Source organism: Nocardia sp. 852002-51101_SCH5132738 (genome assembly GCF_001665695.1).
GTDB classification, from domain to species: domain Bacteria; phylum Actinomycetota; class Actinomycetes; order Mycobacteriales; family Mycobacteriaceae; genus Nocardia; species Nocardia nova.
Genome location: NZ_LZML01000217.1, coordinates 1 through 16,832, shown reverse-complemented (window position 1 = coordinate 16,832; position 16,832 = coordinate 1). Strand labels below are relative to the sequence as shown.

The 16,832-nt window shown below is 66.1% G+C and carries 21 protein-coding genes; 14 read left to right on the top strand and 7 right to left on the bottom strand.

The features are described 5' to 3' along the window. Positions 1-131 precede the first annotated feature (131 nt). From A5789_RS34310 to A5789_RS34295, 4 genes are all read right to left on the bottom strand, one after another. Positions 132-368, bottom strand: coding sequence for a cold shock domain-containing protein (locus A5789_RS34310; protein WP_064903889.1), 237 nt, complete (start codon positions 366-368; stop codon positions 132-134). A gap of 97 nt (positions 369-465) precedes the next feature. Continuing rightward, entirely contained in the window at positions 466-1,281 is an 816-nt protein-coding gene (locus A5789_RS34305; protein ID WP_051755122.1) for an ATP-binding cassette domain-containing protein, read from the bottom strand. Then, entirely contained in the window at positions 1,278-2,327 is a 1,050-nt protein-coding gene (locus tag A5789_RS34300; protein WP_064903887.1) for an ABC transporter permease, read from the bottom strand. The genes A5789_RS34305 and A5789_RS34300 overlap by 4 nt, the downstream gene beginning before the upstream one ends. Before the next feature lie 13 nt (positions 2,328-2,340). Beyond that, positions 2,341-3,291, bottom strand: a complete 951-nt coding sequence (locus A5789_RS34295; RefSeq protein ID WP_227462705.1) for a substrate-binding domain-containing protein — start codon at positions 3,289-3,291, stop codon at positions 2,341-2,343. A gap of 232 nt (positions 3,292-3,523) precedes the next feature. On the opposite strand from A5789_RS34295, the gene A5789_RS34290 reads away from it, so the two are divergent. The 6 genes from A5789_RS34290 (at position 3,524) to A5789_RS34265 (ending at position 6,692) form a co-directional block, all read left to right on the top strand. Further along, positions 3,524-4,015, top strand: a complete 492-nt coding sequence (locus A5789_RS34290) for a MarR family winged helix-turn-helix transcriptional regulator (protein ID WP_064903885.1) — start codon at positions 3,524-3,526, stop codon at positions 4,013-4,015. A 95-nt stretch (positions 4,016-4,110) separates the two neighbouring features. Beyond that, on the top strand, positions 4,111-4,632 hold the full coding sequence (locus A5789_RS34285) for a carboxymuconolactone decarboxylase family protein (RefSeq protein WP_227462706.1): 522 nt from the start codon (positions 4,111-4,113) through the stop codon (positions 4,630-4,632). 118 nt (positions 4,633-4,750) lie between these two features. After that, positions 4,751-5,419: a dihydrofolate reductase family protein gene (locus tag A5789_RS34280; protein WP_064903883.1), complete on the top strand. Its 669-nt coding sequence runs from the start codon at positions 4,751-4,753 to the stop codon at positions 5,417-5,419. A gap of 33 nt (positions 5,420-5,452) precedes the next feature. Next, the gene (locus tag A5789_RS34275; protein WP_064903881.1) at positions 5,453-5,869 is read left to right on the top strand and encodes a PPOX class F420-dependent oxidoreductase; all 417 of its coding nucleotides are present in this window, start codon (positions 5,453-5,455) and stop codon (positions 5,867-5,869) included. Positions 5,870-5,960: 91 nt separating this feature from the next. Next, entirely contained in the window at positions 5,961-6,236 is a 276-nt protein-coding gene (locus tag A5789_RS34270) for a hypothetical protein (RefSeq protein ID WP_146098619.1), read from the top strand. Between the two features lie 138 nt (positions 6,237-6,374). After that, positions 6,375-6,692 (top strand): hypothetical protein, encoded by a 318-nt coding sequence (locus tag A5789_RS34265; protein WP_155525546.1) that lies wholly within the window; start codon positions 6,375-6,377, stop codon positions 6,690-6,692. A gap of 51 nt (positions 6,693-6,743) precedes the next feature. Here the strand turns inward: A5789_RS34265 and A5789_RS34260 are convergent, their stop codons facing one another. Beyond that, a complete protein-coding gene (locus tag A5789_RS34260; RefSeq protein WP_082941153.1) occupies positions 6,744-7,493 on the bottom strand; it encodes a TetR/AcrR family transcriptional regulator in 750 nt (249 codons plus the stop codon). Between the two features lie 103 nt (positions 7,494-7,596). Between A5789_RS34260 and A5789_RS34255 the strand changes: the two genes are divergently transcribed. Next, the gene (locus A5789_RS34255; protein ID WP_197516796.1) at positions 7,597-8,283 is read left to right on the top strand and encodes a hypothetical protein; all 687 of its coding nucleotides are present in this window, start codon (positions 7,597-7,599) and stop codon (positions 8,281-8,283) included. Between the two features lie 54 nt (positions 8,284-8,337). On the opposite strand, the gene A5789_RS34250 is transcribed toward A5789_RS34255, so the two are convergent. Continuing rightward, entirely contained in the window at positions 8,338-9,237 is a 900-nt protein-coding gene (locus tag A5789_RS34250; protein WP_064903877.1) for a LysR family transcriptional regulator ArgP, read from the bottom strand. A gap of 69 nt (positions 9,238-9,306) precedes the next feature. On the opposite strand from A5789_RS34250, the gene A5789_RS34245 reads away from it, so the two are divergent. From A5789_RS34245 to A5789_RS34235, 3 genes are all read left to right on the top strand, one after another. Continuing rightward, positions 9,307-9,930 (top strand): LysE/ArgO family amino acid transporter, encoded by a 624-nt coding sequence (locus tag A5789_RS34245; RefSeq protein WP_064903875.1) that lies wholly within the window; start codon positions 9,307-9,309, stop codon positions 9,928-9,930. A 57-nt stretch (positions 9,931-9,987) separates the two neighbouring features. Continuing rightward, a complete protein-coding gene (locus tag A5789_RS34240) occupies positions 9,988-10,362 on the top strand; it encodes a hypothetical protein (RefSeq protein WP_064903873.1) in 375 nt (124 codons plus the stop codon). Between the two features lie 170 nt (positions 10,363-10,532). Then, on the top strand, positions 10,533-12,050 hold the full coding sequence (locus A5789_RS34235; protein ID WP_064903871.1) for an HNH endonuclease signature motif containing protein: 1,518 nt from the start codon (positions 10,533-10,535) through the stop codon (positions 12,048-12,050). Between the two features lie 389 nt (positions 12,051-12,439). On the opposite strand, the gene A5789_RS34230 is transcribed toward A5789_RS34235, so the two are convergent. Continuing rightward, positions 12,440-12,835, bottom strand: coding sequence for a hypothetical protein (locus tag A5789_RS34230; RefSeq protein ID WP_064903869.1), 396 nt, complete (start codon positions 12,833-12,835; stop codon positions 12,440-12,442). Between the two features lie 233 nt (positions 12,836-13,068). Here A5789_RS34230 and A5789_RS34225 point away from each other — a divergent pair, with 233 nt between their 5' ends. The 4 genes from A5789_RS34225 to A5789_RS37115 all read left to right on the top strand — a co-directional run bounded on the left by A5789_RS34225 (position 13,069) and on the right by A5789_RS37115 (position 16,808). Then, positions 13,069-14,418, top strand: coding sequence for a helix-turn-helix transcriptional regulator (locus A5789_RS34225; protein WP_155525547.1), 1,350 nt, complete (start codon positions 13,069-13,071; stop codon positions 14,416-14,418). Further along, on the top strand, positions 14,415-14,996 hold the full coding sequence (locus A5789_RS34220) for a GNAT family N-acetyltransferase (protein WP_063015170.1): 582 nt from the start codon (positions 14,415-14,417) through the stop codon (positions 14,994-14,996). Before A5789_RS34225 ends, A5789_RS34220 begins: the two co-directional genes overlap by 4 nt. Positions 14,997-15,204: 208 nt before the next feature. Then, positions 15,205-16,161, top strand: coding sequence for an HNH endonuclease (locus tag A5789_RS34215; RefSeq protein WP_063015169.1), 957 nt, complete (start codon positions 15,205-15,207; stop codon positions 16,159-16,161). A 266-nt stretch (positions 16,162-16,427) separates the two neighbouring features. Next, positions 16,428-16,808: a hypothetical protein gene (locus A5789_RS37115; RefSeq protein ID WP_155525548.1), complete on the top strand. Its 381-nt coding sequence runs from the start codon at positions 16,428-16,430 to the stop codon at positions 16,806-16,808. Positions 16,809-16,832 lie beyond the last annotated feature (24 nt).

Here is a 16,832-nt window from a genome sequence, read left to right as displayed (position 1 = left end):
TGTCGATGATAACGGGGATCATAAATACCTCTTCGTTGTTTCAATTCAGTCGTACAAACTGACGATCAACATATCGAGGGCTCAGAAAGGCGCGTTAACTCGTTTTCGGGAATAGTGATCTGCCCGACAGGTCACAGTTCGTGTGGGTCGGGCCACAGTCGGCGCATCGGCTCGATTCGGACGCCCTCGGCTTCCGGGCCCGCCTTGGTGTGGCGTACGTCGAACTCGACGCGCTGGCCCTGCACCAATCGCCGGAAACCGTCGCCGTGAACCTCGGTGTATTCGACGAAAACTTCCGCCCCGTCGGCATCCGGGATTATGAAACCGAAGCCTTTCTCACTGTCGAACCACTTCACCGTGCCGTGCAACTACGCTTCTCACTTACTTCTCGACGTCGGGCCAGGCAGAGGGTAACCGGACCCCCACCGACAGTCCAGCGCTCGCGCCCGCCACGCCGACCGCCGCTCACTCCGGCAGCGGACGACGCAATTCATGTTGCAGCGCTTCCAGTTCCGCGCCGCCGGCCATCTGCCGGGTCAGCTCCGGCAGGTCGATCTGCGACTTGTCGTAGCCGCCGAGTGCGCGGCCGCGCCGCAGCAGCAGGAATCGGTCGCCGACCGGATAGGCGTGATGCGGATTGTGCGTGATCAGCACGACTCCGAGGCCGCGATCACGGGCCTGCGCGACATATCGCAGCACCACGCCGGACTGTTTGACGCCGAGCGCGGCGGTCGGTTCGTCGAGGATGAGGACCTTCGCGCCGTAATGCACCGCACGGGCGATCGCCACACACTGCCGCTGCCCGCCCGACAGCGTGCCGACCGGCTGCTCGAGATCGCGAATCTCGATTCCCATGTCCGACAACGCGGTTCGCGTGATCTCGCGCGCGGTCGCTCGATCCAGCAGGCGAAGGGGCCCGGCGCCGCGGGTCGGTTCCGAGCCGAGGACGAAATTGCGCCACACACTCATCAGCGGTACGACCGCCAGGTCCTGGTAGACGGTGGCGATACCGCGGTCCAACGCCTCGCGTGGCGAGGAGAACCGGGTCGGCTCACCGTCGATGCGCAGCTCACCGGCATCGTGGCGATGAACGCCGGCGAGGATTTTGATCAGGGTCGACTTCCCGGCGCCGTTGTCGCCGAGGACGCAGGTGACCTCCCCGGCGCGAACGACCATCGAGATATCCGACAGGGCGACGACGCCGCCGTAGCTCTTCCCGATGTTCACCGTCTCGATCAGCGGCGCGGCTGTGGTCTGCGCCGCCGTGTGCTGAGGAGTCATCGGCGCAACCTTTCCGCGCGCTTGGCGAAGGCGTCGTTGACCAGAACCGCGGCGAGCAGCAGCACCCCGAGGAAGAGCATGAACCAGTCGCTGTCCCAGCGCGCGAACACGATTCCCTGCCGGGCCATGCCGAAGATCAGCGCGCCGATGGCCGCGCCCAGCACCGATCCGAATCCGCCGGTGAGCAGGCAGCCGCCGACGACCGCGGCGATGATGTACTGGAATTCCAGTCCCACGCCCTGGTTCGCCTGCACACTCGCGAACCGCAGCAGATTGCAGGAGCCGACGATCCAGCCCGCGAAGGCGGTGCCCATGAACAGCAGGATCTTGGTCCGCGCCGCCGGGACACCGACGGCACGAGCGCTGGGCAGCGAACCGCCGACCGCGTAGATCCAGTTGCCGAAGCGGGTGCGCACCAGCACCAGCGTCGCCACCGCGGTGACGGCGATCCACCACAGCACCGACGCTTGGATGCGGGCGTCACCGAGATTCGTCGTCGCGGCGAAAACCCAACCGGCCGAGGCGTATCCGGGCACCGAACGGATGCCCGACACCTGCACGGTCCCTGTGACCAACCGTGTCACGCCGAGGTTGAGGCCCTGCAGAGCCAGGAAAGTACCCAGTGTGACGATGAAACTGGGCAGGCCGGTGCGCATCACCACCCACCCGTTCAGCGCGCCGACCGCGAGCGCGAAGAGCAGCGAAACACCCAGCGCGAGCCAGACATTCCATCCGGCGTGTACCGCGAGCATGGCGGTCACCAAGGCCGTCGACGCGGTCATCACCCCGGCGGAGAGATCGAATTCGCCGCCGATCATCAGCAGTGCCACCGCGACGGCCATGATGCCGAGCGTCGAGGCGTCGTCGAGCCAGGTGGCCACCCCGAGAGGGCTGAGGAACCGGTCGGTGATCACGGCGAAGAAAACGAATACCACCAGCGCGCCCAGACCGGCGCCGATTTCGGGGCGGACGATCAGCCGGTTCAGCAGCGACGGCCGGATCGCGGCGGGGGCGGTGGCTTCGGAAACCGTTGCGGTGTCGGTCATGACAGCTCCCTGCTCAGCGCGTGCCTTGTGCCACGAGGGCGGCGATGGCGTCGACGTTGGTCTTGTCCACGAAGGCGGGTCCGGTCTGCACCGGCATCCCGCCACCGACGGTGTTGAGATTGCGCCGATACAGCTGCAGCATCACGACCGGCAGATATCCCTGTTCGTACTGCTGCTGGTCGACCGCGAACAGCAGGGTGCCGGCCCGGATCGCGCTCACCACATCGGAATTCAGGTCGAAGGTGGCGACGGCGGCGCGGGAATGGGATTCACGCACCCCGTCGACCGCGCGGGCGGCTATCTGCGAATTGAGGGTCAGCACCGCGTCGATCGCGTGGTCGGCCTCCAACGCTCCCTTGATCCGCGACTGCGCATCGGCCGGGTTGTTGATGTCGACCTGCAAGGTGGTGGCATTTCCGCCGAATCCGTCGATCGCGCCGGCGCAGCGGTCGTTGGCGCCGATATTGCCGGCCTCGTGGATGACGCAGAGCATCCTGGCCCGGCCGGCCTCACGCAGGCGTTTGCCGGCGGCCGTTCCCGCCTGTCGCTCACTCTGGCCGACATGCCCGATCGCACCGGCAGCCGCGCTCTCGGCTTCGCCGGAGTTGATCGTGACGACCGGAATTCCCGCCGCGACGGCGTGCTCGACGGACGGGCGCAGCGCCTGCGGATTGGCCATCGACACCACCAATCCGTCCACATGCTGGGCCACCGCGTTGTCCACCAGCTTGGCCTGCTCCCCCGGATCCCCCGAGGAGTTGTATTCGACCCGGATGCCCAGATCCTTACCGGCCGCCTCGGCGCCGTTCTTCACCACATTCCAGAACGCGTCGCCGGGGCTGCCGTGCGTGACCACGGCGACCGAGCTCAGTGGAGCCGTCGAAACCGTTGCGGGAGCGTGTGATTCGGAGACATCGGCGCCAGGTCCACTGCACGCCGCGAGGATCGCGGTGAGAGCCAGCACTGGCGCGAGCCGGCGTGCGAGGCCCCGAGCATGTCGCGGCGCGGGAGGACAGGCGGGAATCCGGTGTGGCCGTGTGGTCATCGCGCCTCCGGGCATTCGGCAGAACAACGCGGGCACTCGTTCCGGAGCACTCCAGGTGTATTGAACACCACCGGACCGGCCGCGACCGGTGACACGCGCCCACGGGTGGCGCCTCGCGTCGGCCTCCCTCACGGCGACTACCCTCGTCAACATGGTTGTCGGAAAACGCGGGAGGGCCCCGGTCGACAGCCCCGGGTTCGAGCTGCCGCTACTGCTGTTCGCCGGGTTCCGCTCGCTCATCGACGAATTGCATGCCGAGCTGGCGGAGCGGGGGCATCCCGATATGCGCCCGGCCCACGGATTCGCGATGCAGGCGATCGGAGTGCAGGGGGCGACGGCCAGCGATATCGGCCGCAAGCTGGGCGTCTCCAAGCAGGCGGCGGGCAAGACGGTCGAGAAGCTGACCGCGCTGGGCTATGCCGAACGTGTCGAGGATCCCGACGACGCCCGGTGCAAGATCGTCTGCCTGACCCCGCGCGGAATCGACGCGCTGCGGCAGTCGGCCGAGATCTTCGAGCGGTTGCGACGCCGCTGGGTGCACGAACTGGGCGCCCAGCGCGTGCGCGATATGGAGGCCGCGTTGCGCACGATGGTCCCGCCGGAATCGTTCCGGCTCGACGTCGCGGGGTGGTTCGGGAGCTGACCGGCTCCGCCCCGGCGGCCGTCCAGGCTTGCTCAATTCGACAACCCGGTTTACTGTTTAGGCAACTTGGTTGTCTAACTCGAACGGATCGACGCATGCACTTCCCCACCCACACCCTCGACTCCGCGCCCGCCGAGGCCCGTCGCACGATGACCGCGACCGCCGCGCACTTCGGCTACCTCCCCGCCGCGGTGGGGAAAATGGCGACGTCGCCACGACTGCTCGACGGCTTCATGAAACTCAACGCGCTCTTCGAAGGCAGCACCCTCGACCAACTGTCGCGCGAGGTGCTGGTGATGACGATGGCCACGCGCAACGAATGTCACCTGTGCGTCGCCATGCACACCGCGAAGCTGACCGAGATCGGCGCCGACCCGGAACTGATCACCGCGCTGCGCGAACAGCGACCCCTCCCCGATCCCCGCTTGGCCGCACTCCAGGAGTTCACCCTCACCGTCGTCGAAACCGCCGGCAACGTCCCCGCCGAACGAGCGAGCGATTTCCTTTCCACGGCTACACCACCGAACAGGCCCTCGAGGTGGTGCTGGGGATCGGCACCTACACGCTGTCCACACTGGGCAATCGGCTCACCGCAGCGCCACTCGACCCCACGCTGACCGCATTCGCGTGGTCGGCGGGCCTGCACACGGCCTGACAACTGATTGCAGCTGACAAGCACCGGCGGTAGAGTGCAGAGCAATTGCAATCAGCAAGCACTTCGCGAGAGGACCCGCCATGCCCCGTCTTCGTGTCCACAATCTCTCGATCTCACTGGACGGGTACGTCGCGGGTCCCGACCAAGGTCCGGATCATCCGCTCGGCGTCGGCGGCGAACGCCTGCACGAATGGGTTTTCGTCACCCGCACCGGCCGGCGGATGATCGGCCAGGACGGCGGCAGCACCGGAATCGACGACGAACAGCTCGCCGCCGGTGAAGCGAATGTCGGCGCGACCATCATGGGCCGCAACATGTTCGGGCCCGTTCGCGGGGAATGGCCCGATGATTCCTGGACCGGCTGGTGGGGCGCCAACCCGCCCTACCACCACCCGGTCTTCGTCCTCACCCACCACCCGCGCCCGGCGCTCGAGATGGACGGCGGCACCACCTTCCACTTCGTCGACGACACCCCCGAAAACGTGCTGGCACGAGCCTTCTCCGCCGCCGGAGGCAAGGACGTCCGCCTCGGCGGCGGAGCCGCGACCGTTCGCCGCTTCCTGCGGGCCGGACTCGTCGACGACCTCCACCTGGCTCTCGTCCCCACTCTCCTCGGCGCCGGCGAACGCCTCTACGACGGCCTCGGCAGCCTTCCCGGCTACACCGCGTCCCCCGCCCGCCAGGGCGACAACGTCACCCACTTCCACCTCACGAAAGCGGCCGACCAGCCGAGCCCGCGGACCACTTGACCTCAACCACACTCGAGCTCTTAACGTGGCGGCATGACTTTCACCGCGGCCGAACGCACCTATCTGACCTCCCAGTCGCTGGGCCGGCTGGGCACTGTGACGGCGGACGGGCGGCCACAGCTGGTTCCGGTGGGATTTCGGGTGAACGACGACGGCACGATCGATATCGGCGGGCCGAGTCCGAGCGCGCAGCGCTACCGCAATGTGCGGGGTAATCCGAATGTGAGCCTGGTCGTCGACGATATGACGCCGGACGATCCGGCCGAGGTGAAGCCCGGCTGGGGGCGTGGAATGGAGATCCGTGGCGTCGGCGAGATCCTCGATGTGGAGACGCCTCCGGTGGCGCCGGACTGGTTCGCGCACACCATCATTCGCATTCATCCGCGGCGGATCCGCAGCTGGCACATCGACCGCGCGAATCCGGACGGCGGGGCGCGTGATGTGAGCTGAGTCTCTTCTCAGCCCTGGGCGTATCGCGGCCGTGACGTTCGCGCCGAAATCGGCGAGGGTTGCGGGACAAGCGAGTTGAAAGGGGCTGGTCGTGTTCGCGACTGCCACGTCCGTCCGGGTACGCCGAATCCTGGCGAGGACGGCGATAGCGGGCTTGATTCTGATCGGCATGGTCACCGCGACCGCCGGGCAGGGTTCGGCGCAGGCGCCGGTGAGCGAGCCGAGTTCGGTCGGCTGGTACTACCCGGAGGTGACACCGTTCGATCCGATACCGCTGGACTATCTGTACGGCTGGAATTCGTGGTATCGGCCGTACTACTCCTGGTATAGGCCCGTTTACCCGCCGGGGTGGTTCGGCAGCAGCTGAATCGCAGGACTGAGGGTCAACCCTGAGTCCCCGTCATCCTCGCGGCCGATTCCGCCCTGAACCTCGTGCCACCACCCGTGACGCGGTGTCCGATTTGCGAGAGACTGCGTGCGGTGTAACTGATTGGAAGGATTCACCGTGATTGCCAGAACCGAACATCGCACCAAGCGCACGGCGGCGCGCATCGCCGTTGCCGGCGCCATCGTGGCCGCGCCGCTTGCCGCGCTTGCCATTCCGGCCCAGGCCGAGGTCGTGAGCGCCCCGGCGGCCACCGAGATCGCACATCCGGGTCGCGGGCACGGCCCGTGGGACGGCCGGGACCGTGGCGACTGGGACCGCCGCGGCGATTGGGACCGCCACCACCGCGGCGACGACTGCAACCCGTGGGACCGGCACGGCAACGGCTGGAACGGTTTCCGTCAGGTCGTTCCGCCGGGGTGGTTCGGCAGCAGCTGATCGGCAGCTGATTCGCGGCCCGGCACCTGCACGGTGCCGGGCCGTTCGCCGTTACCGGCTGTTCGCGGCGATCGTCGCCGCCACGCCGTCGAGGACCAGGTCGAGACCGAAAGTGAACTCGGAGGCGGGGTCGGCCTCGGCGGGCTGGATGGCGTCGAACAGTCCCGAGTCCAGCAGTGCGGCCATATCGGGCAGCCGCTCTCGATCCACCAGTGCGCGCAGATTGCGGCTGTAGTCGTGCAGGGCGCCGGCCGGGTCGAGATCGGCTGCCGCCATGGCGTGTTCGAGTTGGCGCGCGGTGACGAACGCCTCGCGGACGTATCCGCTGACCACCATGATGGCCCCGACCTTCGCCGGCCAGTCCAGCGTGGTGTCGCGCAGTGCGCACAGCCCGGCGTCCATCCAGGCCACAGTGTTCGGTCCACTCGGCGGTCCGGTGATCGGCAGTTCGGTGAGCCAGGGACGGGCGCGGTGCCGCTCGAGTTGAGCGAACGCCCAGGCGCGCAGCATCGAACGCCATGAGCCGCTGGGCAATTCGGGTGGCGCACCCATTCCGGCATCGGACATCAAGCCCAGCAGTTCGTCCTTCGATCCGATGTGGCGGTAGAGCGACATCGGCGTAACACCGAGAGCCGCAGCGATTTTCGGCAGCGTCGCGGCGGCGAGACCGTCTCGGTCGACCAGTTGGATCGCCGTCGCCACCACCCGGTCCACATCGAGTGCGGCCGGACGGCCGAGCTTGGTGTCCACCGGCAGCCGCCACAGCCGGGCCAGATGGTCGGGCACCTCCCGATCGGTCATCAGCGCGCATCCCGTCGTCGAATAATCATCCTTCCGGAGTTTAGTATGGTCGATATAGTATAAGCCATATACTTACTATTGCCGCCGATCGGAAGGACGCTCCGTGCACACCGAAACCCTCCGCCGCACGGCGGGTATCGCCGCTGTCTGCGGCGCCGCGCTCATGCTCGTCGAACTGCCGCTCTACTTCGTCTACGAGGGCCCGCCCCCGGACTGGAACATCCTGACCCGCGGCCTGATCGGCCTCGTCGGACTCCTCGGCGTGGTGGTGTTCATGTCCACCTTCGGGCACCTGGTGAAGGCCGCCGATCGCCGCTACGAATGGCTCGGCTCACTGGCCTCGACCGCCGGTTTGATCTGGGCCACAGTCGCTTTCGTCTCCATGGGCCTCGAGATCGGCGCCACGATCCAGGCAACCGAACCGATCGATCCCACCGTCACCGTGTCCGGCACCTATGTGCTGTACGGAACGGTCAGCCGGCTCCTGACCGCCCTGTTCATGACCACGGCCGCTGTCACGATTCTGCGCACGCGGATTCTGCCCGCGTGGGCGGGGCGGTCGGCCGCGGTCCTAGCAGTGGTGAACGTGGCGTTCGCACCGTCGATGTTCTTCGGGAACTCTCCGGTGAACTTCTACGCCGCGAACGGATGGGGCACTACCGCAACGGTTTCCGGGTTCACGATCATCTGGTTGCTCGCGGTCGGGATCGCGTTGCTCACCTCGGCATCGCCGAAAGCCGTTCTCGCCGCGGACGGCTCGCGGACGGTGGCACCGCAGCTGATCGACTGACGAAGCCGCACGGGCTCGGATTCCAACACGGAAACCACTGCGGGTGAATTCTTTTCACTGTCGAAGATAGTCGGCCGCCGCCATGCCGATCGTCTGCGCGACCAGCGCGAGGGCCGGCACGTCCAACTTCCACTGCTGCCAGTAGAGCGGCACATCGACCCACTGCTCCGGTGCGAAATTCCGTAAAGCGCCCGCACGCAGCAGTGGGTCGGCGTGCGTTTCGGGGACCAATCCCCACCCGAGCCCCGCGACGATGGTGTCGCGAAAGCCTTCCGAGGTGGGTACGTAATGCCGGAGCCGGCTCGCACCCGCCTTGCCGGAGGTGACGGTGCGGACGTAGCGATCCTGCAACTCGTCCCGGCGATCGAAAACGATGACCGGCGCCTCGGGAAGCCGCTGCTCCAGAGGCCCTGCCGCGAAATGACGCTCGACGAATTCCGGGCTCGCGACCGGCAGGTACCGCGCCAGACCCAAGAGCCGTGCCGTACATCCGGTCACCGGTTCGGCCAGCGATGTCACCGCCGCCATCACCGTGCCCTCCCGCAGCAGTGCGGCGGTGTGGGATTCGTCCTCGCGATGCAGATCGAAGCAGACCGGCGGATCCTGCGGCACCTGCGACAGGGCTGGCAGGAACCAGGTCGCCAGTGAATCGGCGTTGACCGCGATGGACAGCGTGGTGGACTCGGCATCTCCGGCGATCCCCAACTCTCGCTGCGCCGCGTCCTGCAAGGCGGCCAGTTGCCGCGCGAAACGCACGACCGCCTGGCCGGATTCGGTGGGCCGCACCGGTTTCGTGCGCATCAGCAGCACGCGGCCGGTTCGCTGTTCGAGCGCCTTGATCCGCTGACTCACCGCCGAGGGCGTCAGATGCATCGCGGCCGCGGCGGCATCGAATGTGCCTTCGTCCACGACGGCGAGCAGTGTGCGGACCTGATCTACCGGAAGTTCGGACATCACGGTTGCTAATGATAGTTAAGAACCTTTAGCTGTACTGATTACGTCAACACCCATACCGTCGGCTGCGTGAACAGCGGTATCTTCTCGGCGGCCCTCGCCGGATTCGGTGCCGGCTTATCCCTGATCGTCGCCATCGGCGCGCAGAACGCGTTCGTCCTGCGCCAGGGTGTACGCAGGCAAGCCGTGGCGGCCGTGGTCGTCATCTGCGTCGTCTCCGACGCCATTCTGATCGTGTGCGGTGTCGGCGGTCTCGGTGCGCTGGTCAGCGCGTATCCGGCAGCACTGACCGTCGCCGGACTCGCCGGCGGATGCTTCCTGATCGCCTGCGGCGCTCCCGCGGCCCGCCGCGCACTGCGCCCCGCCACCGCCGCCCTCGCGACCACCGGCGATGCCACCGCATCCCTCCGCACCGCGATCCTGGTCTGCCTGGCGATGACCTGGCTCAACCCGCACGTCTATCTGGACACCGTGCTGCTGCTCGGCTCGGTCGCCGCCGGGCACGGATCGTTGCGGTGGGCCTTCGGTGTCGGCGCGATGGTCGCGAGCGGAGTGTGGTTCGCCGGGCTCGGCTACGGGGCTCGGCTCCTCGCGCCGGTGCTGTCGCTACCCGCCGCGTGGCGAGTGCTCGACGTCTTCGTGGCGGGGACGATGTGCACGCTCGGGGTAGTGCTGTTGACGCAGCTCGCGTGAAGGCTTGGCCCGCTTCACCGAGCGGTTCGCCGCCCGTTCCCGCAGTACGCTCGATACATGAATCCCGAGGTGAAAACGGATGAGCTCGCGCGGGTGATCGCCGACTACGACCTCGCCCACCTCATCACCATCGGCGACAATTCTCTTCCCCGCGTCGTGCCGGCGCATCCGGTTCCACACTCCGGCCGACTGCACGTGGCCGCGCCCGGCAGCCATACCCGGAACAACGTCGCGGCCCGCCCGGCGGTCAGCCTGGTGTGGGCGCCGCGAGAACCGACGGGCTACTCGTTGATCGTCGACGGTCTCGGCACGCTGGAAGACGACCAGCTCGTCATCGCGCCCACGCGGGCGATCCTGCACCGCGTCGCCGCACCCGGGCAGGTGGCTGCCGAGGGCGAATGCGGCAACGACTGCCGGGTTATTCCGCTCTGAGACGTGGGTTGGGGTCACTGAGCGTTGTCGATGACTTCGAGCTCTTGCGCCTTTTCGTGTGTGAATCCATCTGCGACACAAGCCCTTTCGGTCACTTGTTCAGAATGTGTTCCGAAATCCACACAGACCGAAGGGGTGCACACCCCACCCCTTCTTGATAGAATTCGAACATGTATTCGAACGCCGGGGAGGACGTCGAGCAGGTCGCGAGACCGCTGCTCGCTGTGGTTTCCCAGCTGTCCGAACAAGCACTGATACCGCTGTCGGATGAACAACTGATACAGGCGATGCGGGATGTGGAGAGTTGCACGCGCCGACTGGCAGCGATGCACCATCGCCTGCTGATCGAAGCCGACGAGCGATCCCTGCCGTCCCGGACCGGCGCGAAGACGGTGAAGCGGTTCCTGATGGAGACGCTACGGATATCCAGCGCCGACGCCGGCAGCCGCGTCAACGCGGTGCGCTGGGTAGGAACCTTCCACGATCTCGACGGCCAGGTGCGAGACCCGCAATTGCCGTGCACCGCAGCAGCTTTGGCACACGGTGAGGTCTCCGCCGATCACGTGCGCGGGATCGCGCAGGTCATGAACCGAGTGCCCCGAGGCGTAGCCGACGCGGATCGCGAAGCCGCAGAACACCTGTTGGCGGAGTTCGCGCGATCCGGCTCGCCGGACGACATCGGCAAGGTCGGCGACCGAATCCTGGCCCACCTGGACCCCGACGGCCGCCTCACCACCGACCACGACCGCGCACGAATGCGAGGCATCGTCGTGGGCCGGCAACGCCCCGACGGCATGTCCCCCGTGCGCGGCGACATCGACCCGGTGCTGCGTGCCCTACTGGACCCACTGCTGGCCAAGTACGCACGCCCCGGCGTCTGCAACCCGGAGGACCCGAACAGCCCCGCCGTCGAGATCGACACCGCCGACCCGGCGATGCTTGCCGAGGCAGCGCGATCCGATCACCGCAGCGCCGCCCAACGCAACCACGACGCACTCACCGCGATCCTGCGCTCCGGCCTGATCGCCGAAGACCTCGGCCGCCACCGCGGCATGCCGGTGACCACCGTGCTGACGATGAAACTCGAAGATCTGGAGAAGGATTCGGGCTCCGCGACCACAGCCACCGGCGGCGGCGTGCCGATCCGCGAGGCGCTGCGACTGGCCGAACGATCCCGCCCCTACCTGGCGATCTTCGACCACGCCGGACTCCCCCTGCACCTCGGCCGCATGAAACGACTCGCCTCCCCGACCCAACGCCTGGCGCTGATCGCCGCCCTGCGCGGCTGCTCCCGCCCCGGCTGCGACGCCCCCGCCAGCCTCTGCGCCGCCCACCACATCCGCGACTACGCCAAAGGCGGCCCCACCGATATCACCAACCTCGTCCTAGCCTGCGACGCCTGCCACGCCCTGATCCACGACGGACCCGGCGGCTGGAAAACCGTTGCACAGAACGAGCTTTCCCCGTTCCCCGGCCGGACCGCCTGGATCGCGCCCGAACACATCGACCCCAGTCGGACACCCCGCATCAACCACCGCCACCACCCCGACGAACTCCTAGCCGCGATACTCACGCGCATCCACCTACGCGACGAACGGGAACGACTACAACGCCGACAACGCGAGCGCGAACAGCACGAGCGCTGGTTGCAGTCGCTTTCACGTCCACCCGACACCAGCGCGGCCTGACACCCGACCACCGGCCGGGCGCACCGCCGTGCGCGAAGCAGGCCGCCGACTCTCACAGCCGCCGGGATCGGTCCGGCCGCACCCGCCCGGCGGCCACGAGAGTCCTCATCGCTACCGCCTTCACGGCGCACAAGCCGGGATCACATTCCAAGTGCAGCTGCATATCCTCGTGCGCCTCCACCACTGTCGGCGCCGATGACCGGGCGGCGTGCGTCAACGAGAACCACAGAATATTGGGGCGTACAACAGCTTTCACAGCAGGATGTGCGCTTTCGCCGAACCGCTGATCGCCCCCGATATCCGGCCAAGCACAGGAAACTCCGGCCACCGCCAATGCCGCCACACCGACAACCGTCACCACCGATGTGACCAACGCCCCACCAGACATCTCAATCACCCGACTCGCCCCTCGGATCACGCGAAGCCGGCTCCGAAGGAATAGTGGGGCGCGCCCGCGCATAGGTAACCTCCGGCTCAACCACCTCCACATCACATGCGGCGCAGACAATTCGGAGCCGCTCCCCGAGATGCTCCACGCTCGGAACCACAACCGCCGCCACGTTGTACCCACCTATCCGATCGAGCAGCCGCATGATCGGATCATCGATATCCCCAGCCGTCCGAAACACCACCCGCACCAACGCGTACCCCAACTTCACCGCATGCGCGAGCACCAGCTGCTCATTCGCCGGCCACCCCGGCAAGGTCCGGTCGATATAGCCGAGAGCGCGAGGCGGCCCCTTCGGCAGTTCACCCGACGCGACATAAGCGGTAGGAAGCGTCATACCGACCTCCCCATGGTCACAATGAGATACATTCGGCTCCTTCGGTTTTCGTTGGCAAGCACCCGCCGCCGAGGATCACCGCCGGTTGTGGATGGCGTCACAGATATCCGGACATCGACCCGGCGGCGGGGCCGATTCGAGCTTCACGGAGAAACGACGCAAACCGAAGGCATGGAACCGCACCGAAGTAATACGCTTCCGCTACTGGCCGTTGAGGGTGTCGATCGGGGGCAATGATGATCGTCAGCACATGGACCGGCGCGGAGGTACGTGCACTTCGCACGGTCGCACTTCGACTTACGCAGGAACAGTTCGCGGAACGACTGGGGTTTCAACCGCCGACCATTCGCAAGTGGGAGAGGGCAACTCATGAGCGTCCGGTGCGCGGCGATTCGGCCGCAGCGCTGGACGTGGAGTTGTCTCGGCTCACCGATGAGCAACAGGATCGCTTCACCGTCGCCGTCGCACCTGACGAACTCCCGCATCGTGTTCGCGACACCGAGATTCCGACCTGCACAACCGATAACCTGGGTGAGCACGAGGAGCTGAGCACCTACGGAATCGAGGACGAGGTGAAGCGGCGCGAATTCGGAGTGTTCATGGGTGTCGCTGCCCTGACGGCAGCCGCCGACGCGCCACGCTTTTCCCACACTGTGGGGGTAGGCGACGCCCGCCGGTTGGCCGAACGCGTGACTGAACTCGCTCGGCGCGAGCAGGCAGTCGGCGGCACCCCTCTTGTGATGACCGGCCTCGGAGACCTCGCGATCGCCAAGCGGCTGCTCGAAACCGGCGCCTTCTCCGATCGGGCTGGATGCCTGTTCATGAGTGCCGCCGGCGAATTGGCAACGATCACCGGTTGGATGGCCTATGACGCCGACCTCCACCCACTCGCTCGCCAGTGCTGCGCCGACGCGTTCGCGCTGGCCAATCAGGCCGGTGACAACGATCTGACAGTCCACGTATGCCTGAACGCCGCACATCAATCGATAGCACTCAGCCGAACCGGGGATGGCAGCCCGCACCGTGCACTCGCCCATTTGGAGCGCGCACGCCAACTCACCCGTGGCCGACCGCCCGGCCGAATCCATGCCCTGATCGCGATCCGCGAAGCATTGGCCCACGCAATCCTGCGCGACAGGGTGGCATTCGATCGTGCAGTTGCGACCGCGTGGCGCGAACTGGACGCCGCCATCGCCCACGAACCGCTTTCCGAGTGCCCGCGATGGCTACGATTCGTGAACGCGAGCGAGATTCGGTCACAAGAATCCCGCGGGCTGGGCGACCTCGGCGAGCCCGAGAAGGCACTGGCCCTGCTGGTCGCCGACGAAGACACAGCGGAGACCGGAATCCGCAACCGCGCCAATTACCGCGCGGGTTTGGCCGCAGCACTCGGCAGGACGGGCGACATCAACAATGCCGTGGCCCACGGCCTTTCCGTCCTGACCGAACTGGAGAGCACCGTATCCTCCACCCGCACCCTACGACTGCTGGCCCCGGTCCGCGCGATCACAGACAGCATCCCCGATGACGAATTCGCCAGGCGCTACGACAACCTCCAGCGCCGAGCGATAGGCGTCTCATGAGTGTCGCCCCACCTTCGATCGACGGCCTGACTTTCCAGCACTACACGGCCGCCGAAGCACGAGCGGTCCGAGACCAAGTCGAGCAGATCTTCCGAGATTCCTACATCGACGCCATCGAATCCGGCGAGGAATTCGAAGCGCCCGAAGCATTCATGCACCGCTTCGACACCTACACCGACCCGAGCCGAGGCCGGGGCTTCGAGTTGGTCATCGCCCGAATCGGCGACGAGCCGGCAGGACAAGCATGGGGCTGGCCGCTCGGCCCGGACACTCGATGGTGGTCCGGACTCGAGCTCGACGCGGGCGACCTGGCCCCCTTCACCGCAGAGAGCGGCGACCGCACCTTCGCGCTCAGCGAGATCATGGTGCGCAAGAAGTTCACGGGCCGAGGAGTCGCACGCGCACTACACGACGAATTGCTCAGCGGCAGGCCCGAACAGCGCGCGACCCTGCTGGTCCGACCGGACAACGAGCGCGCCTACCGCACATATGCAAGGTGGGGCTGGTCCCGAATCGGCACTCTCCGCCCGACGTGGCCCGATGCCCCCAAGTTCGATGTGCTCATACGACAGGTCTGACAGCTGCCGTATCGGCAATTCGCTTGTCGCGCAGCAGCAGCCGGACACCGAAAAGCAACACCTCTTGGACGCCGTGGGTTCTTGGGCGCGTACCCCTGACACGGCGTTTCGTCGCCCTACCGCCTGCGCCCCAATGTACGATTGACCAGTACGAATTAGGTGCGTTTCAAACGGGAGACGCTTCGGTTGCGCCAGAGGTACTGGGAGTTTGTCCGAACTAGACGAGCAAGCCGGCCGACGAGCGTGGCTCGCGCTGTTGAAGCAGGACTACCGTCGTCTTGGCGCCGACACCCGCTACGACGACGATGCGGCCAACCACTACAGCTGGGACAACCGCGTTCCCAACCACCAGCGCGTCAAAGTCGGCGACATCATCGCGTTGTGGGATGAGTCCGAGCTGCTCGGAATTTCGGTAATCGAATCTATCGAGCGCGGTCGCGGCACAAAGGATATCTCGCGTTGTAGAACATGCGGAAAGACCAATCTGGAGCGTCGCACCACACTGACTCCGGTCTATCGCTGCTACGACTGCAAGGACACCTTCGACAACCCCGTGATCGAAACTGTCGAGGTCGAGACGTTCCGTTCCAATCATGGCCAAAGTTGGGTTCCCCTGCCTGGATCCCTGCGCGCCGACGAGCTGCGTGCGCTTTGCGTCAAGCCGAAGTCTCAGAACAGCTTTCGCGAACTGCAGTGGTCCCATTTTCTCACGGCAGTGCGGCTCTCGTCCGACTTCGGTAATCCACTGGTGCCGCTGGAGGCCACTGCGACGCAACTGCGCGGTGGCCACACGATTCGGCCAGTGCGAGTGCGTCTCGGTCAAACAGGGTTTCGCGCCGAACTGTTACGCCGATTCGGCTCCGTCTGCGCGTTCTCTGGACCATTACCCGAACCAGCGTTGGACGCCTGCCACCTGTACAGCTACGCCCATGTTGGGCACCATGACCCTCACGGCGGCCTCCTACTCCGCAGAGACCTTCACACGCTGTTCGATCGCGGCTTGATCGCGGTCAACGGAGACAGTCGAATCGACGTCAGTTTCGAACTCCGACAGTTTTCGATCTACTCCGAACTCCACGGCCGAGGATTCGCAATCGAACCAGACAAGAAGCAGAAGAAGTGGTTACGCCTCCACTGGGACGAGTTCCGTAACCAGCCATCCTGACGGCTCAGTGTTCGGGCATAGCCCCGAACCGCACTCCCTCTGGATGATGGTGCGGAATTGCACAGAGGGCATCCGCCAGGCCAGCGCTTATCTTGGTGCCACTGGGCGGAGGCAAACGCTACACCGCCGAGGCCGCCACACTTCCTCTGGTTCGGAGATAGCAGCCATGGCTCAGGCCGACGTAACATATACGCAAGACTGTTCTGATGCGCCTACCTCGTGGAATAACCGGCTTCCGGCATCTCGGAGAACCACCGTTGGACCGGTTGGACGAGAGCGAGTTCCGCAATGTTTGCTACGCAGTGGCACGAATAGCCGGAGGGGTCGTCTCCCCTCCGCCTTCGACTAGCCTGTTCGGCAACTTCTTTCGGTGCACCATCGCCTATTCGGGCACTGAACGAACCGTAGTGTGCAACATGTATGCGCCGCTGGTCGCGATCGCCGAGCCGATGCCTTCGTATGAGCTGACGCTGACCTTCGCCGACGATCCGGAACTTGCCGGCGCGTTCAAGTCCCTCTCCCGGTTCGCGGTGTTGTCACGACATGAATTGAGCCGGCCGATGGCGGATTTCGATCTCTCGGAGCTGGGACCAGGGGACTGTCGGTGTTCCGGTGGATCTGATCTCGGTCCGATGAGTCGAGCCTGATGGCTCGGCAGGAAGGACCGACGA

Coding starts and splice junctions, on each gene's coding strand:
- A5789_RS34305 (WP_051755122.1), bottom strand. CDS start 1,281: ATGACTCCTCAGCACACGGCGGCGCAGACCACAGCCGCGCCGCTGATC.
- A5789_RS34300 (WP_064903887.1), bottom strand. CDS start 2,327: ATGACCGACACCGCAACGGTTTCCGAAGCCACCGCCCCCGCCGCGATC.
- A5789_RS34290 (WP_064903885.1), top strand. CDS start 3,524: ATGGTTGTCGGAAAACGCGGGAGGGCCCCGGTCGACAGCCCCGGGTTC.
- A5789_RS34285 (WP_227462706.1), top strand. CDS start 4,111: ATGCACTTCCCCACCCACACCCTCGACTCCGCGCCCGCCGAGGCCCGT.
- A5789_RS34280 (WP_064903883.1), top strand. CDS start 4,751: ATGCCCCGTCTTCGTGTCCACAATCTCTCGATCTCACTGGACGGGTAC.
- A5789_RS34275 (WP_064903881.1), top strand. CDS start 5,453: ATGACTTTCACCGCGGCCGAACGCACCTATCTGACCTCCCAGTCGCTG.
- A5789_RS34260 (WP_082941153.1), bottom strand. CDS start 7,493: ATGACCGATCGGGAGGTGCCCGACCATCTGGCCCGGCTGTGGCGGCTG.
- A5789_RS34250 (WP_064903877.1), bottom strand. CDS start 9,237: ATGTCCGAACTTCCGGTAGATCAGGTCCGCACACTGCTCGCCGTCGTG.
- A5789_RS34240 (WP_064903873.1), top strand. CDS start 9,988: ATGAATCCCGAGGTGAAAACGGATGAGCTCGCGCGGGTGATCGCCGAC.
- A5789_RS34235 (WP_064903871.1), top strand. CDS start 10,533: ATGTATTCGAACGCCGGGGAGGACGTCGAGCAGGTCGCGAGACCGCTG.
- A5789_RS34230 (WP_064903869.1), bottom strand. CDS start 12,835: ATGACGCTTCCTACCGCTTATGTCGCGTCGGGTGAACTGCCGAAGGGG.
- A5789_RS34225 (WP_155525547.1), top strand. CDS start 13,069: ATGATGATCGTCAGCACATGGACCGGCGCGGAGGTACGTGCACTTCGC.
- A5789_RS34220 (WP_063015170.1), top strand. CDS start 14,415: ATGAGTGTCGCCCCACCTTCGATCGACGGCCTGACTTTCCAGCACTAC.